This window comes from Paraburkholderia sp. GAS199 (genome assembly GCF_050436585.1).
In the GTDB taxonomy this organism is placed as follows: domain Bacteria; phylum Pseudomonadota; class Gammaproteobacteria; order Burkholderiales; family Burkholderiaceae; genus Paraburkholderia.
Genome location: NZ_JBNDMM010000013.1, coordinates 58,489 through 73,017, shown reverse-complemented (window position 1 = coordinate 73,017; position 14,529 = coordinate 58,489). Strand labels below are relative to the sequence as shown.

Genomic DNA, 14,529 nt, shown 5'->3' with positions numbered 1-14,529 from the left:
TTCTCATGTTGCCGACTCCCGAACAGGTCAAGCAATACATCGCGGCGGGGCTTGCCTGCCAGCATCTCGAAGTCGAAGGCGACGGTCAGCATTTCTTTGCGACCATCGTTTCGCCGAGCTTTGAAGGCAAGCGTCTGATCCAGCGACATCAACTCGTGTACGCGGCGCTCGGCGACCGCATGCGCGAAGAAATCCACGCGCTCAGCATGAAGACGCTGACGCCCGCCGAATGGCAGAACGCGTAATCTGGAAATTTAGTGCGAATTACTCAAGAAGGACGCGACGCCGGTGCCGGCGCGTCGAACACGGTCAAAGCAGTCCCCACCGAAGCTCGGGGCAATCAGGAACTGACAGGCATGGATAAACTCGTCATTGAAGGTGGTTACCCGCTTTCGGGTGAAGTCGTTGTCTCGGGTGCCAAGAACGCGGCATTGCCGATCCTGTGCGCGAGTCTGCTCAGCGCGGAGCCGGTCCATCTGGACAACGTGCCCGATCTGCAGGACGTTCGCACCATGCTCAAGCTGCTCGGCCAGATGGGCGTGCGCATCGAGAGCGGCGAGGGTCGCGTGACGCTGGACGCTTCGAAGGTCGAGAACGTCGTTGCGCCGTACGAAATGGTGAAGACCATGCGCGCGTCGATCCTCGTGCTCGGCCCGCTGGTCGCGCGCTTCGGGCACGCGCGCGTGTCGCTGCCGGGCGGCTGCGCGATCGGCGCGCGTCCCGTCGACCAGCACATCAAGGGTCTGCAGGCGATGGGCGCCGAGATCACGATCGAGCACGGCTTCATCGAAGCCCGCGCGAAGCGCCTGAAGGGCGCACGCATCGTGACGGACATGATTACCGTCACCGGTACGGAAAACCTGCTGATGGCCGCCGTGCTGGCCGAAGGCGAAACGGTGATCGAAAACGCCGCGCGTGAACCGGAAGTGGGCGATCTCGCGCATCTGCTGGTCGCGATGGGCGCGAAGATCGACGGCATCGGCACGGACCGTCTGGTGATTCAGGGCGTCGACAAACTGCATGGCGCGAAGCACACGGTCATCCCCGATCGCATCGAAGCTGGCACGTTCCTGTGCGCGGTCGCGGCTGCCGGTGGCGACGTCACGCTGCGTCAGGTGCGTCCGCTGATCCTCGAAGCCGTCACGGAGAAGCTGCGCGAAGCCGGCGTGTCGATCGAAGAAGGCGACACGTGGATGCGCGTTCGCATGGACAAGCGTCCGAGCGCGGTGACGTTCCGCACCTCGGAATATCCGGCGTTCCCGACCGACATGCAGGCGCAGTTCATGGCGCTGAACACGATCGCGGAAGGCACCTCGCAAGTCGTCGAAACGATCTTTGAAAATCGCTTCATGCACGTGCAGGAATTGAACCGCCTCGGCGCCAACATCACGATCGACGGCAACACCGCGCTCGTGACCGGCGTCGAGAAACTGTCGGGCGCCATGGTCATGGCAACCGACCTGCGCGCGTCGGCGAGTCTCGTGATTGCTGCGCTGCGTGCCGAAGGCGAAACGCTGATCGACCGTATCTATCACCTGGATCGCGGCTACGACCGTATGGAAACCAAGCTCAACGCGATCGGCGCAAAGGTGCGGCGTATCTCGGGGAGCCAGGCATGAGTTCGATGCCGCAGACGTCGTCTTCGCCGGCAGTGAGCGCGCCGCTCACGCTGGCCTTGTCGAAAGGGCGTATCTTCGAAGAGACGCTGCCTTTGCTCGCGGCCGCCGGCATCGAAGTGACCGAAGACCCGGAAACCTCGCGCAAACTGATCCTGCCGACCACCGACGCCAACGTGCGCGTGATCATCGTGCGCGCCACCGACGTGCCGACCTATGTCGAATACGGCGCCGCCGATTTCGGCGTGGCGGGCAAAGACGTGCTGCTCGAGCACGGTGGCAGCGGTCTGTATCAGCCGGTCGATCTGGAAATTGCGCGTTGCCGGATGTCGGTCGCGGTGGCCGCCGGTTTCGACTATGCGAACGCGGTCCGTCAAGGGGCGCGTTTGCGGGTTGCAACCAAGTACGTTGAGACCGCTCGCGAGCATTTTGCCGCCAAAGGCGTACACGTCGACCTCATCAAGCTGTACGGTTCGATGGAACTCGCGCCGCTGGTCGGTCTCGCCGACGCGATTGTCGACCTGGTGAGCTCGGGCAATACCTTGCGAGCCAACAATCTGGTCGAGGTAGAAGAAATCATGCAGATTTCGTCGCGCCTCGTTGTCAACCAGGCGGCGTTGAAACTCAAGCGCGCCGCGCTGCGGCCGATCCTCGACGCCTTCGAACGCGCATCGAAAGCCGGCGCGGCGGCCTGACAGCCAGCATGACCCCGCTCGTTTGATTACGCTTTAAGCGCGCCTTACCGAAACGGATACCCGTATGCCTATCAAGATTCGCAAACTCGATTCCAGCGCGCCCGACTTCAACAAGTCGCTGCACGCCGTGCTCGCGTTCGAGGCGAGCGAAGACGAAGCAATCGAGCGCTCGGTCGCGCAGATTCTGAACGACGTGAAAACGCGCGGCGACGCGGCCGTGCTGGAGTACACCCATCGCTTCGACCGCGTCGAGGCGAGGAGCCTCGCGGCGCTCGAATTGCCGATGTCGGAACTCGAAGCCGCGCTCGAAAGTCTCGAGCCGAAGCGCCGCGCGGCGCTCGAAGCTGCGGCGGCGCGTGTGCGCGGCTATCACGAGAAGCAGAAAATCGAATGCGGCAGCCATAGCTGGCAGTACACGGAAGCCGACGGTACGGTGCTCGGCCAGAAGGTCACGCCGCTCGATCGCGCGGGTATTTACGTGCCGGGCGGCAAGGCGGCGTATCCGTCGTCGGTGCTGATGAACGCAATTCCGGCGCGGGTGGCTGGTGTGCGCGAAATCATCATGGTCGTGCCGACGCCGGACGGCGTGAAGAATCCGCTGGTGCTGGCGGCAGCGCTGCTGGGCGGCGTGGACCGCGTGTTCACGATCGGCGGCGCGCAGGCCGTGGGCGCTCTGGCCTACGGCACCGAAACCGTGCCGCAGGTCGACAAGATCTGTGGTCCGGGCAATGCGTATGTGGCGTCGGCCAAGCGTCGCGTGTTCGGTACGGTCGGCATCGACATGATCGCCGGTCCGTCGGAAATTCTCGTGCTGTGCGACGGCACGACCGATCCGCGCTGGGTCGCGATGGACCTGTTTTCGCAAGCCGAACACGACGAACTCGCGCAGTCCATCCTGCTGTGTCCGGACGACGCGTTCATTGGCCGCGTGCATGACGCCATCAACGAACTGTTGCCCACCATGCCGCGCCGCGACGTGATTCAGGCGTCGCTCGAAGGCCGTGGCGCGCTGATCAAGGTGCGCGATATGGCGGAAGCGTGTGCGATCGCCAACGACATCGCTCCGGAGCACCTCGAAATTTCAGCGCTGGAGCCGCATCAGTGGGGCCAGTTGATCCGCCATGCCGGCGCGATCTTCCTCGGTCGCTACACCAGCGAGAGCCTCGGCGACTATTGCGCAGGACCCAATCACGTCCTGCCTACGTCTCGTACCGCACGGTTCTCGTCACCTTTGGGCGTCTATGATTTCTTCAAGCGTTCGAGCGTGATCGAGGTCAGCGCGGAGGGCGCGCAGACGCTCGGCGAGATTGCCGCCGAACTCGCCTATGGCGAAGGTCTGCAGGCGCACGCCCGCAGTGCGGAATACCGGATGCGCCAGAACGGCTGAAGGCCGGGCCCGATCGCCTGAAGTACCGAACCGGCGTGGGCGTAGTCTGGCGATCGAGCCGACGCCCGCGACTCCGGCGACAGATATCGCGTTGCATTAAAAACCATAAAACAGACCAGCCCGGCGGCGGACCGCGTACCGCGAATGCCGGGCAGTATCTCCCTTGCGGCCCGATCCGCTGACTTATGACGACACCTCAAGACATCATCCGCCGCGACGTGCTCGCAATGACGAGCTATCCGGTTCCGGACGCCTCCGGCTATATCAAGCTCGACGCGATGGAAAACCCGTTTCCGCTGCCGCCGGTGCTCGCCGCGCATCTCGGCGAACATCTCGCCGGTGTTGCGCTGAATCGTTATCCCGCGCCGCGGCCGGAAGCGCTGATCGAAAAAATCAAGCGCGTGATGGGCGTGCCGGCCGGTTGTGACGTGCTGCTGGGCAACGGGTCGGACGAGATCATCAGCATGGTGTCGATGGCGTGCGCCAAGCCGGGCGCCAAGGTGCTCGCGCCGGTGCCGGGTTTCGTGATGTACGCGATGTCGGCGAAACTCGCCAATCTGGAATTCATCGGCGTGCCGCTGAAGGCCGACTTCACGCTCGACGTCGACGCGCTGCTCGCCGCGATCGCCGAACACGAGCCGGCCATCATCTATCTGGCATATCCGAACAACCCCACCGGCACGCTGTACGACGACGCCGACATGGAGCGCGTCATCGCCGCGGCCAGCAAGAGCCTGGTGGTGATCGACGAGGCTTACCAGCCGTTCGCGCAGCAAAGCTGGCTGCCGCGCGCCGACGCGTACGACAACGTGGTCGTGATGCGCACCGTATCCAAGCTCGGCCTCGCCGGCATCCGTCTCGGCTACCTCGCCGGCAAACCGGCCTGGCTCACCGAATTCGACAAGGTGCGCCCGCCGTACAACGTCAACGTGCTGACTCAGGCTGCCGCGGATTTCCTGCTCGATCACATCGACGTGCTCGACGCTCAGGCCGATCAGCTGCGCGAAGAGCGCACGAAACTGGCGAGCGCCGTGGCTGCGCTGCCGGGCGCCGAGGTGTTCCCGAGCGCGGGCAACTTCCTGCTGGTGCGCGTGCCGGACGCCGCTGTTACGTTCGAAACCCTGCTTGCCGCACGGGTTCTGATCAAAAACGTGAGTAAAATGCACCCATTGCTGGCCAATTGCGTGCGTTTGACCGTCGGTTCGCCGGAAGAAAACGAGCAGCTGCTTGCCGGACTGAAACTGGTGCTGCACTGAGCAGCACACCGAACGGCTGGGCGAGTGCGTCGGCGCCGCCCGCTGTTTCTCCATCCCACACTACTATCGCTTTCTAGCTAGATTCGAGGAATTACCATGCGCCTTGCGGAAGTCGTTCGCAACACCAGCGAAACGCAGATCCGTGTGAAGATCAATCTGGACGGCACCGGTCAGCAGAAGCTGGCCACCGGCGTGCCGTTTCTGGACCACATGCTCGACCAGATCGCGCGGCATGGATTGATCGATCTCGACATCGAAGCAAAGGGCGACCTCGAAATCGACGACCACCATACGGTCGAAGACGTCGGCATCACGCTCGGTCAGGCCGTTGCGAAGGCCATCGGCGACAAAAAGGGTATTCGCCGCTACGGTCATTCCTACGTGCCGCTCGACGAGGCGCTGTCGCGCGTCGTGATCGACTTTTCCGGTCGACCGGGCCTCGAATTCCACGTGCCGTTCACGCGTGCGCGTATCGGCACGTTCGACGTCGATCTCTCCATCGAATTTTTCCGCGGCTTCGTGAATCACGCCGGCGTGACTTTGCATATCGACAACCTGCGCGGCCTGAACGCTCATCATCAGATGGAAACCGTGTTCAAGGCGTTCGGGCGGGCGATCCGTATGGCCGTCGAACTTGACGAGCGCGCAGCGGGGCAGATTCCGTCGACCAAGGGCAGTCTCTAAGCCTGCTCATTCACCAGAATTCGACCCAAGGCCGGCCTCGCGTGCGCGTCCGGTGAGCCATGGACATTCTGAAGTCGTTTATCTCGCTGCTGGCGCTGATCAATCCGGTTGGCGCCATCCCGTTCTTCATGAGCCTCACGGCCAACCAGAGCGACGTGGAGCGGCGCAGAACCATCCGCATTGCGGCGATTTCCGTGTTTTGCGTGATTGCGGTCACGACGCTGCTCGGGCAGCAGATCATCAGCTTCTTCGGTATTTCGGTCGGTTCGCTCGAAGTGGGCGGCGGGATCATCATGCTGCTGATGGCGATCAACATGCTGAACGCGCAGATCGGCAATAGCCGCTCGACGCCGGAAGAGCGCCACGAAGCCGAGCAGAAAGACAACATTGCGGTCGTGCCGCTGGCCATTCCGCTGTTGACCGGTCCCGGCGCGATCAGCACGACGATCATTTACGCGGCCGGGTCGCCGCATTGGTACGACCGTTTGAGTCTGGTCGCGATCGGCGCGGTGCTGGCGGCGATCTGCTTTTTTTCGCTGCGTCTGGCCGAACCGATTGCCCGCTGGGTGGGTCGCACGGGTATCAATATCGGCACGCGGCTCATGGGTTTGATGTTATCGGCGCTGGCGGTGGAGTTCATCGTCGATGGATTGAAGGCATTGCTGCCTAACTTGAAATGAAAACTTCGATAGCGATTGTGGATTACGGAATGGGCAACCTGCGTTCGGTCGCCCAGGCTTTGCGCAAGGCTGCGCCGGAAGCGGACGTGGCGATCGTCGACCGGCCCGAAGCGATCCGCTCGGCCGACCGCGTCGTGTTGCCGGGCCAGGGCGCGATGCCCGATTGCATGCGCAGTCTCGCCGAGTCGGGCTTGCAGGAAGCCGTGGTCGAGGCGTCGCGCAGCAAGCCGCTGATGGGCGTGTGCGTCGGCGAGCAGATGCTGTTCGACTGGAGCGCCGAGGGCGCCACGCCGGGCCTCGGCCTGCTGCCGGGCAAGGTGCTGCGCTTCGATCTGGAAGGTCAGGTGCAGGACGACGGCTCGCGCTTCAAGGTCCCGCAGATGGGCTGGAACCGCGTGCGTCAGGCGCAGCCGCACCCGCTGTGGGACGGCGTCGCCGACAACGCGTTTTTCTATTTCGTGCACAGCTATTACGTCGCACCGGAAAACGCCGCCCATACCGCGGGCGAAACGGTGTACGGTGTGCCCTTTACCTCGGCGGTGGCGCGGGATAACATCTTCGCGACCCAATTCCACCCGGAAAAGAGCGCCGAAGCGGGGCTGCGCGTGTACCGCAACTTCGTCCACTGGAACCCGTGAACGCCTTTTCGTCCTCTGCCGTCCCGCGCCGTTCCGCCACAAGCGGGGCGCCCGTGGCACGTTGTGTCCGCAACACCACGAATTCCCCCGCGCAACGCGCCGCGCAAGGGCGCCGAAAGAGTTGTACTAAACTAGCGAAACGGCGTAACGGCGGGCTGGCTCTCCAGCCGCTGCCGCCGACCTTCAACCCATTCCCAGACAACACCCGATTGCTATGCTGCTGATTCCCGCCATCGACCTGAAAGATGGTCACTGTGTACGCCTCAAACAAGGCGATATGGACCAGGCGACGATATTCTCCGAGGAACCGGCGGCGATGGCCCGACACTGGGTCGACCGCGGTGCCCGGCGTCTGCATCTCGTCGACCTGAATGGCGCGTTCGCCGGCAAGCCGAAGAACGAAGACGCGATCCGCGCGATCATCGAGGAAGTCGGTGGCGAGATTCCCGTCCAGCTGGGCGGCGGCATCCGCGATCTGAACACGATCGAGCGCTATCTCGACGACGGCCTGTCGTACGTCATCATCGGCACGGCGGCGGTGAAGAATCCTGGCTTTCTGCAAGACGCCTGCACGGCGTTCGGCGGCCACATCATCGTGGGTCTGGACGCAAAAGACGGTAAGGTCGCCACGGACGGCTGGAGCAAGCTGACCGGCCACGAAGTGGCGGATCTGGCGCGCAAGTTCGAAGACTACGGCTGCGAGTCGATCATCTACACCGACATCGGCCGCGACGGCATGCTCCAGGGCATCAACATCGAAGCCACGGTGCGGCTCGCCCGCGCGGTGAAGATTCCGGTGATCGCAAGCGGCGGTCTGTCGAATCTGGCGGACATCGAATCGCTGTGCGAAGTCGAAGACGAAGGCATCGAAGGCGTGATCTGCGGCCGGGCCATCTATTCGGGCGATCTGGACTTCGCGGCGGCGCAAACCCTCGCGGACCGTTTGCGCGAGTCGGACGACGCCTGAGCACGGGCGGCCTGGCGCGACCGCGTCGCGCCGGCACAGCGCCGCTCGTGAAGTTTCCGGCGAGCGGCCTCATCAGCGGTATTGGCAGAATTGCAAGATCATGGCTCTAGCTAAACGCATCATCCCCTGTCTCGACGTCACGGCTGGACGCGTAGTCAAAGGCGTGAATTTCGTCGAACTGCGCGATGCAGGCGACCCGGTCGAAATTGCCCGTCGGTACGACGATCAGGGCGCCGACGAACTCACCTTCCTCGACATCACCGCCACGTCCGATCAGCGCGATCTGATCCTGCCGATCATCGAAGCGGTCGCTTCGCAGGTGTTCATTCCGCTCACGGTCGGCGGCGGCGTGCGCGCGGTCGAAGACGTGCGGCGTCTGCTCAACGCGGGCGCGGACAAGATCAGCATGAACTCGTCGGCAGTCGCGAATCCGCAACTCGTGCGCGACGCCACGGACAAATACGGCTCGCAATGCATCGTCGTCGCGATCGACGCGAAGCGCGTGTCGGCAGACGGCGAAACGCCGCGCTGGGAAGTTTTCACGCACGGCGGCCGCAAGGCCACCGGCCTCGAAGCCGTCGAGTGGGCGCGCAAGATGGCCGAACTCGGCGCCGGAGAAATTCTGCTCACCAGCATGGACCGTGACGGCACCAAAAGCGGTTTCGATCTCGCGCTGACGCGGGCTGTGTCCGACGCGGTGCCGATTCCCGTGATCGCCTCGGGCGGCGTGGGCAATCTGCAGCATCTGGCAGACGGCATCAAGAACGGTCACGCCGACGCGGTGCTGGCCGCCAGCATCTTCCACTACGGCGAGCACACCGTGGGCGAGGCCAAGCGCTTCATGGCCGATCAAGGCATTTCGGTGAGGTTGTGACGTGGTGAATCCCTCGGCAGTGGACTGGCTGGACAAGGTCAAGTGGGACGCGAACGGCCTCGTGCCGGTGATCGCGCAGGAAGCGTCGACGAACGACGTCCTGATGTTCGCGTGGATGAACCGCGAGGCGCTCGCCAAGACGGTCGAGCTGGGCCGCGCCGTGTATTTCTCGCGCTCGCGCCAACGGCTGTGGTTCAAGGGCGAAGAGTCGGGCCACGTGCAGCACGTGCACGAAGTACGCCTCGACTGCGACGAAGACGTCGTTCTACTGAAGGTCGAACAGGTGTCGGGCATTGCTTGCCACACCGGACGGCACTCGTGCTTTTTCCAGAAATTCGAAGGCTCGGCGGAAGACGGCGGCTGGGTCGCTGTCGATCCCGTGCTGAAAGACCCCGAAAACATCTACAAATGACGCAATCCACGCAAGATACCGGCGACACGCTGCTGCGCCTCGCCGCCATCATCGACAGCCGCAAGGGCGGCGATCCGGACGTTTCGTATGTCTCGCGCCTGTTCCACAAGGGCGACGACGCGGTACTGAAGAAGATCGGCGAAGAAGCCACCGAAGTCGTGCTGGCCGCCAAGGACACCCGTCACGGCGGCGCGCCCAAGGCGCTGGTGGGTGAAGTGGCCGACCTGTGGTTTCACTGCCTCGTGATGCTGTCGCATTTCGATCTGAGCCCCGCCGACGTGCTCGCCGAACTCGAACGCCGCGAAGGCATGTCCGGCATCGAAGAGAAGGCCTTGCGCAAGAGCCGCGAGCGCGAGCAGAACGGCGACTGAACGCGAGAATTCGTCCGCGCCGGCTTGAAGTGCCGGACTTTGGCGCCCAACTTGCACTGAGCACATCCGATCGCATCCTCTGGAGGACGCAAGCATGGAACAGTCGCAAAACAGCTACCCGCCGCCGGTCTATCGCAATGCGATCGAACCCGAGCGCGAACGCAGCCTGCGCACGCTCACCCACGTGCTCTATGCGCTCTACGCGGTTCATTGGCTGACGGGCGGTCTGACGATCCTGATCGCGATCATCATCAACTACGTGAAGCGGCCCGACGTGGTGGGCACGCCGTACGAAGCGCATTTCGAGTGGCAGATCCGCTCGTTCTGGATGGCTTTGCTGGGTTACGCGATCGGCGGCGTTCTGCTGTTCGTCGTGATCGGCATTCCGGTTCTGTGGGCCGTCAGCATCTGGATGTTGTACCGTATTATCAAAGGCTGGCTCTATCTGTACGATAACAAGCCGCTCGCGAATCCGCGTGGCTGGTTCTGAGTGCGCTCCGCTCGCTGCGAAGTCGCCGCTCGTGTAACCGCGTCATGCGCTCCGCGTTTTAGTTCTACCGCGTCAGGAATACGATGAGCCACGACCCGAACTGCCTTTTCTGCAAGATCGCCGCCGGCGAGATTCCGTCGACCAAAGTCCACGAAGACGAAGAGTTCGTCGCCTTCCGCGACATTCGTCCGGCGGCCGAAACGCACGTGCTGGTGATTCCCCGCAAACATATTCCCACCCTCACTGACTCGACCGCGAGCGATGCACCGCTGCTTGGTAGAATGCTTGTGCTGGTTGCACGTCTGGCCGATCAACTGGGCGTGGCGTACACAGGCGGCGAAACGGGTTTTCGCACGGTCATCAACACGGGGCCGGGCGGCGGGCAGGAGGTGTATCACCTGCACGCGCATATTCTGGCGGGCCCGCGTCCGTGGCAGCGCATGGGCTAAGGCATTCGCGCGGCGAGTTTTGGTCACGCAAAATAGCGCGGCCGTTGTATTTGCCGCACTGTAATTTCAGCGACGCGATCGCCTTGTCACAATGACATGCCGTGTCGCGGGTTGAGTCCAAAGAGCCTGCGGCAACGTATAGATGAAGCGTACGCGCTTCGGTTCACGCCGCAAGGCGCAAGAGTTTTGCCGCATCACGTTGCGGTCTCGGGGTTAAGGAGAGTAGTCATGGGTTCGTTGAGCATTTGGCATTGGCTGATCGTGTTGCTAATCGTGGCACTCGTGTTCGGTACGAAGAAACTGCGCAATATCGGCACCGATCTTGGCGGCGCGGTGAAGGGCTTCAAGGAAGGCATGAAGGAAGCGGAAACGCCCGGCGCCGAAGCGCAACAGCGCGAATTGCCGCGCAACGGCGCGGTCGACGTGGACGCAAAAGAAAAAGCGCCGCGTTCCGGCGATTACCGCTAAGCCGCGGCTCACCCGCGTTACTGACGGACATTCCACTTCATGCTGGACCTCGGTCTAACCAAGATGGCGCTGATCGGCGTCGTCGCGCTGGTCGTACTCGGGCCTGAGCGCCTGCCTCGCGTCGCCCGCACGGCCGGCGCGTTGTTCGGCCGCGCGCAGCGGTACATCAACGACGTCAAGTCCGAAGTGACGCGCGAAATCGAACTCGACGAGCTGCGTCGTATGAAAAGCGAGTTCGAGACGGCTGCCAGCAATGTCGAAACGTCGGTTCAGGACAATCTACGCAAGCACGAGTCCGAGCTGAACGACGCGTGGAACAGCGGCAGTTCGGTGTCGCCCAGTATTGCGGGCGGTGCGCTCGAAGACGCCGGCAATTCGTCCTGGCCGACCAGCACGCCGGCGGCAAGCCCGCGCCGCAAGAACTGGCGCGTCAAGCAGACCGCCATGCCCACGTGGTACAAGCGTGCCACGGCGCGCCGTACGCGTGTGCAGTCGGGTGCGGCTCGCGTGGCGCGTCATACGCCCGCCACCATGCGTCGTCCGACGCGGTTCTTCTGATGATCAGAACGACAATCTCTAACCGAGGGCCGGTGTGAGCGACCCCCAGCAAACCCAGGACGAAGGCACTGAAGAGACCTTCATTTCCCACCTCGTTGAATTGCGCGACCGCATTATCCGCGCCGGTCTAGCCGTCATCGTGGTGTTCGTTGGACTCGTGTATTGGGCGCCGGACATTTTCCGGTTGCTGGCGCGTCCGCTGATGCAGAACTTGCCGAAGGACGGCAAGATGATCGTGACCGACGTCACCGGCTCATTCTTCGTGCCGATGAAAGTGACCATGCTGGTCGCCTTCGTGATCGCGTTGCCCATCGTGCTGTACCAGATCTGGGCGTTCGTCGCGCCGGGTCTCTACCAGCACGAGAAGAAACTGGTCGGGCCGCTGGTGGGCAGCAGCTATACGCTGTTCCTGTGCGGCATGGCGTTCGCTTACTTCGTCGTGTTTCCGACTATTTTCCGCGTGATGGCGCATTACAACGCACCGCTCGGCGCGGAAATGACCACGGACATCGACAATTACCTGAGCTTCGTGCTCACCATGTTCATCGCGTTCGGCGTCACGTTCGAAGTGCCGATCGTGGTGGTCCTGCTGGTCCGCATGAACGTGCTGACCATCAAGAAGCTGAAGGAAATCCGCCCGTACGTGATCGTCGGCGCATTCGTGATTTCCGCCGTGGTGACGCCGCCCGACGTGTTCTCGCAGCTGATCCTAGCGATCCCGCTGATCGTGCTGTACGAGGCGGGCATTATCGCGGCGCGGTTGATCGTGGGTAAGCAGCCGGTGGTGGTCGAAGAGGCGAGTTCGCCGGATTGATCCGAGGCGCCGGCGCCGATCGTAGCCGGTGCGAAAAGATGAGATGCAAGCAAAAAGGGCAGTCCGTGATGGACTGCCCTTTTTTCGTTTTGGCGTCAGGCGTGGTGTGTGGGGTGAGACCTGACGAGACTTCCGCTTTCAGGTCTTACGCCCGCAGCGCGCACTAGCCGCCGTCGTCGTCCTGCTGATCGCTGCCGTCGCCTTCTGCCGGTTGCTTGGGCGGCGGCGGGCGCTTGCCGATCGTGACATCCAGATCCATCTCGCGGCTCTTGCGCACTAGGTGAACCTTGGCGGCCGTGCCCGGCTTGATCTGCGCGATGACGTTCAGCAGGCGCGTGGTGTCGGTGATTTCCTGACCGTTCACGCTTATCAGGATGTCGCCCGGCTTGATGCCCGCGCGGTCGGCCGGGCCGTTCTTCAGCACGCCGGCCACGATCGCGCCGGACTTCTGCTCCAGCCCGAACGATTCCGCGATCTCGGGCGTGACGTCTTGCGGCTCCACGCCGATCCAGCCGCGCGTCACCGAGCCGGTGGTAATGATGCTTTCCAGCACACTGCGCGCTGTCGAAACCGGGATGGCGAAGCCGATGCCGAGCGAGCCGCCCGAGCGCGAATAGATGGCGGTGTTGATGCCCAGCAGGTTGCCGTTGACGTCGACCAGCGCACCGCCGGAATTGCCGGGGTTGATGGCCGCGTCGGTCTGGATGAAGTTTTCGAAGGTGTTGATGCCGAGGTGATTGCGTCCGAGCGCGCTGACAATACCCATGGTGACCGTCTGGCCGACACCGAACGGATTGCCGATGGCGAGCACGACGTCGCCCACGCGCGTCTGGTCCATGCGGCCGAGCGTGATGGTGGGCAGGTTGGTCATGTTGACCTTGAGCACGGCGAGGTCGGTTTCGGGATCGACGCCGATCACTTTCGCATTCGTGGTGCGGCCGTCGGCCAGCGCGATTTCGATCTGATCGGCGCCGTCTACGACGTGCTGGTTCGTTAGAATGTAACCTTCCGAACTCACTATCACGCCAGAGCCCAGATTGGAGGCCGGTTGTTCCTGTTGCTGCTTACGGTTCTTGTCACCGAAGAAGTAGCGGAACAGCGGGTCTTTGGCCCGCGGGTCTGGCGGCAGTGAGCCATCCTTGCTGGAGAATACGTTCACGACGGCCGGCATGGCCTTCTGCGCGGCGTCGGCATAAGACGCCTGTGCAGGTCCGCTGCCGATGCCTGGCGCCACTTCCCGGAGGGCGACGATCGGTTCGGCAAGCTGTTTGCCGAACTGCCCTTGACGCTGAAGCCATTGCGGTTTGAGGGTCGCGACGATGAACATCAGCGCCAACAGCACGGTCACCGCTTGAGCAAAGAACAGCCAAAAGCGTCTAAGCATCTGAAGACTAGAGGTTTATATGGATCGGATCGAACTTGAATTGTACTTGAACAATCTTCTTGAAACCGCGCGCTTCAAGGACTATTGCCCCAATGGACTGCAGGTGGAAGGGCGCCGCCGCATCAATAAGCTCGCGACCGGCGTGACCGCGTCGGTGGCCTTTCTCGAGGCCGCGCTCGACTGGGGCGCGGACGCCGTGCTGGTCCATCACGGCTACTTCTGGCGCAACGAGGCGCCGCAGATCACGGGGCGCAAACACGCGCGCCTGAAACTGCTGATCGCCAACGATGTGAACCTGTTCGCCTATCACCTGCCGCTCGACGATCATCCCGAGTTCGGCAACAACGCCCAGATCGCCGCGAAGATGGGCTGGATCAGTGACGCGCGTTTCGGCGAGAACGACCTCGGTTGGCTCGCCACGTTTCCCATGCCGATCACGCTCGAGCACTTCACCGCGGAAATCGAGCAGACGCTCGGCCGCACGCCGCTCGTATTCGGCGACCCCGATCGCGAACTGCGCCGGGTCGGCTGGTGCACGGGCGCCGCGCAAGGCATGTTCGACGCCGCCATCAATGCGGGCGCCGACGTGTACCTGACCGGCGAGGTGTCGGAGTCGGTGATGCACACGTCCGCGGAGAGCGGCGTGGCGTTTCTCGCGGCCGGCCATCACGCCACGGAGCGCTTCGGCGTGCAGGCCGTCGGCAAACATCTTTCCGAGCAATTCGATATCGAACACGTGTTTATCGATATCCCTAATCCCGTTTGAAATAAAAATCCGAATTACAT

General features: G+C 62.9%; 19 protein-coding genes. 18 read left to right on the top strand and 1 reads right to left on the bottom strand.

From position 1 onward, the window contains the following. The first annotated feature begins 5 nt into the window (after positions 1–5). The 17 genes from P3T18_RS34820 (at position 6) to tatC (ending at position 12,359) form a co-directional block, all read left to right on the top strand. On the top strand, positions 6–245 hold the full coding sequence (locus tag P3T18_RS34820) for a BolA family protein (protein WP_006052280.1): 240 nt from the start codon (positions 6–8) through the stop codon (positions 243–245). A 111-nt stretch (positions 246–356) separates the two neighbouring features. Beyond that, the gene (gene murA, locus P3T18_RS34815) at positions 357–1,619 is read left to right on the top strand and encodes a UDP-N-acetylglucosamine 1-carboxyvinyltransferase (protein ID WP_429304529.1); all 1,263 of its coding nucleotides are present in this window, start codon (positions 357–359) and stop codon (positions 1,617–1,619) included. Then, the gene (gene hisG, locus P3T18_RS34810; protein WP_408331794.1) at positions 1,616–2,311 is read left to right on the top strand and encodes an ATP phosphoribosyltransferase; all 696 of its coding nucleotides are present in this window, start codon (positions 1,616–1,618) and stop codon (positions 2,309–2,311) included. Before murA ends, hisG begins: the two co-directional genes overlap by 4 nt. 64 nt (positions 2,312–2,375) lie before the next feature. Then, the gene (hisD, locus tag P3T18_RS34805; RefSeq protein ID WP_429304528.1) at positions 2,376–3,698 is read left to right on the top strand and encodes a histidinol dehydrogenase; all 1,323 of its coding nucleotides are present in this window, start codon (positions 2,376–2,378) and stop codon (positions 3,696–3,698) included. A gap of 185 nt (positions 3,699–3,883) precedes the next feature. After that, complete coding sequence (gene hisC / locus P3T18_RS34800; RefSeq protein ID WP_429304527.1) at positions 3,884–4,954, top strand: histidinol-phosphate transaminase; 1,071 nt, start codon at positions 3,884–3,886, stop codon at positions 4,952–4,954. Between the two features lie 96 nt (positions 4,955–5,050). Beyond that, the gene (gene hisB / locus P3T18_RS34795; protein ID WP_429304526.1) at positions 5,051–5,638 is read left to right on the top strand and encodes an imidazoleglycerol-phosphate dehydratase HisB; all 588 of its coding nucleotides are present in this window, start codon (positions 5,051–5,053) and stop codon (positions 5,636–5,638) included. A gap of 59 nt (positions 5,639–5,697) precedes the next feature. Then, entirely contained in the window at positions 5,698–6,318 is a 621-nt protein-coding gene (locus P3T18_RS34790; protein ID WP_429304525.1) for a MarC family protein, read from the top strand. Then, the gene (gene hisH / locus P3T18_RS34785) at positions 6,315–6,956 is read left to right on the top strand and encodes an imidazole glycerol phosphate synthase subunit HisH (RefSeq protein ID WP_429304524.1); all 642 of its coding nucleotides are present in this window, start codon (positions 6,315–6,317) and stop codon (positions 6,954–6,956) included. Before P3T18_RS34790 ends, hisH begins: the two co-directional genes overlap by 4 nt. A gap of 214 nt (positions 6,957–7,170) precedes the next feature. Next, positions 7,171–7,923, top strand: coding sequence for a 1-(5-phosphoribosyl)-5-[(5-phosphoribosylamino)methylideneamino]imidazole-4-carboxamide isomerase (gene hisA / locus P3T18_RS34780; RefSeq protein ID WP_054036624.1), 753 nt, complete (start codon positions 7,171–7,173; stop codon positions 7,921–7,923). A 100-nt stretch (positions 7,924–8,023) separates the two neighbouring features. Beyond that, positions 8,024–8,797, top strand: coding sequence for an imidazole glycerol phosphate synthase subunit HisF (gene hisF, locus P3T18_RS34775; protein WP_429304523.1), 774 nt, complete (start codon positions 8,024–8,026; stop codon positions 8,795–8,797). A 1-nt stretch (position 8,798) separates the two neighbouring features. Then, positions 8,799–9,209, top strand: coding sequence for a phosphoribosyl-AMP cyclohydrolase (hisI, locus tag P3T18_RS34770; protein ID WP_429304522.1), 411 nt, complete (start codon positions 8,799–8,801; stop codon positions 9,207–9,209). Then, a complete protein-coding gene (locus P3T18_RS34765; protein WP_429304521.1) occupies positions 9,206–9,580 on the top strand; it encodes a phosphoribosyl-ATP diphosphatase in 375 nt (124 codons plus the stop codon). Before hisI ends, P3T18_RS34765 begins: the two co-directional genes overlap by 4 nt. A 94-nt stretch (positions 9,581–9,674) precedes the next feature. Next, positions 9,675–10,070, top strand: a complete 396-nt coding sequence (locus P3T18_RS34760; RefSeq protein ID WP_429304520.1) for a DUF4870 family protein — start codon at positions 9,675–9,677, stop codon at positions 10,068–10,070. 83 nt (positions 10,071–10,153) lie between these two features. Beyond that, on the top strand, positions 10,154–10,519 hold the full coding sequence (locus P3T18_RS34755; protein ID WP_429304519.1) for a histidine triad nucleotide-binding protein: 366 nt from the start codon (positions 10,154–10,156) through the stop codon (positions 10,517–10,519). A gap of 228 nt (positions 10,520–10,747) precedes the next feature. Next, positions 10,748–10,987 carry a Sec-independent protein translocase subunit TatA gene (gene tatA, locus P3T18_RS34750; protein ID WP_429304518.1) on the top strand — a complete coding sequence of 80 codons (240 nt, stop codon included), beginning with the start codon at positions 10,748–10,750 and terminating at the stop codon, positions 10,985–10,987. A gap of 39 nt (positions 10,988–11,026) precedes the next feature. Continuing rightward, positions 11,027–11,545: a Sec-independent protein translocase protein TatB gene (gene tatB / locus P3T18_RS34745; RefSeq protein WP_429304517.1), complete on the top strand. Its 519-nt coding sequence runs from the start codon at positions 11,027–11,029 to the stop codon at positions 11,543–11,545. Between the two features lie 34 nt (positions 11,546–11,579). Continuing rightward, positions 11,580–12,359, top strand: coding sequence for a twin-arginine translocase subunit TatC (gene tatC, locus P3T18_RS34740; RefSeq protein WP_429304516.1), 780 nt, complete (start codon positions 11,580–11,582; stop codon positions 12,357–12,359). A gap of 163 nt (positions 12,360–12,522) precedes the next feature. Here the strand turns inward: tatC and P3T18_RS34735 are convergent, their stop codons facing one another. Further along, a complete protein-coding gene (locus P3T18_RS34735) occupies positions 12,523–13,743 on the bottom strand; it encodes a Do family serine endopeptidase (protein ID WP_429304515.1) in 1,221 nt (406 codons plus the stop codon). 19 nt (positions 13,744–13,762) lie between these two features. Here P3T18_RS34735 and P3T18_RS34730 point away from each other — a divergent pair, with 19 nt between their 5' ends. Continuing rightward, positions 13,763–14,509, top strand: a complete 747-nt coding sequence (locus tag P3T18_RS34730) for a Nif3-like dinuclear metal center hexameric protein (protein ID WP_429304514.1) — start codon at positions 13,763–13,765, stop codon at positions 14,507–14,509. The last annotated feature ends 20 nt before the right edge of the window (positions 14,510–14,529 follow it).

Coding starts and splice junctions, on each gene's coding strand:
- P3T18_RS34820 (WP_006052280.1), top strand. CDS start 6: ATGTTGCCGACTCCCGAACAGGTCAAGCAATACATCGCGGCGGGGCTT.
- murA (WP_429304529.1), top strand. CDS start 357: ATGGATAAACTCGTCATTGAAGGTGGTTACCCGCTTTCGGGTGAAGTC.
- hisG (WP_408331794.1), top strand. CDS start 1,616: ATGAGTTCGATGCCGCAGACGTCGTCTTCGCCGGCAGTGAGCGCGCCG.
- hisD (WP_429304528.1), top strand. CDS start 2,376: ATGCCTATCAAGATTCGCAAACTCGATTCCAGCGCGCCCGACTTCAAC.
- hisC (WP_429304527.1), top strand. CDS start 3,884: ATGACGACACCTCAAGACATCATCCGCCGCGACGTGCTCGCAATGACG.
- hisB (WP_429304526.1), top strand. CDS start 5,051: ATGCGCCTTGCGGAAGTCGTTCGCAACACCAGCGAAACGCAGATCCGT.
- P3T18_RS34790 (WP_429304525.1), top strand. CDS start 5,698: ATGGACATTCTGAAGTCGTTTATCTCGCTGCTGGCGCTGATCAATCCG.
- hisH (WP_429304524.1), top strand. CDS start 6,315: ATGAAAACTTCGATAGCGATTGTGGATTACGGAATGGGCAACCTGCGT.
- hisA (WP_054036624.1), top strand. CDS start 7,171: ATGCTGCTGATTCCCGCCATCGACCTGAAAGATGGTCACTGTGTACGC.
- hisF (WP_429304523.1), top strand. CDS start 8,024: ATGGCTCTAGCTAAACGCATCATCCCCTGTCTCGACGTCACGGCTGGA.
- P3T18_RS34765 (WP_429304521.1), top strand. CDS start 9,206: ATGACGCAATCCACGCAAGATACCGGCGACACGCTGCTGCGCCTCGCC.
- P3T18_RS34760 (WP_429304520.1), top strand. CDS start 9,675: ATGGAACAGTCGCAAAACAGCTACCCGCCGCCGGTCTATCGCAATGCG.
- P3T18_RS34755 (WP_429304519.1), top strand. CDS start 10,154: ATGAGCCACGACCCGAACTGCCTTTTCTGCAAGATCGCCGCCGGCGAG.
- tatA (WP_429304518.1), top strand. CDS start 10,748: ATGGGTTCGTTGAGCATTTGGCATTGGCTGATCGTGTTGCTAATCGTG.
- tatB (WP_429304517.1), top strand. CDS start 11,027: ATGCTGGACCTCGGTCTAACCAAGATGGCGCTGATCGGCGTCGTCGCG.
- P3T18_RS34735 (WP_429304515.1), bottom strand. CDS start 13,743: ATGCTTAGACGCTTTTGGCTGTTCTTTGCTCAAGCGGTGACCGTGCTG.
- P3T18_RS34730 (WP_429304514.1), top strand. CDS start 13,763: ATGGATCGGATCGAACTTGAATTGTACTTGAACAATCTTCTTGAAACC.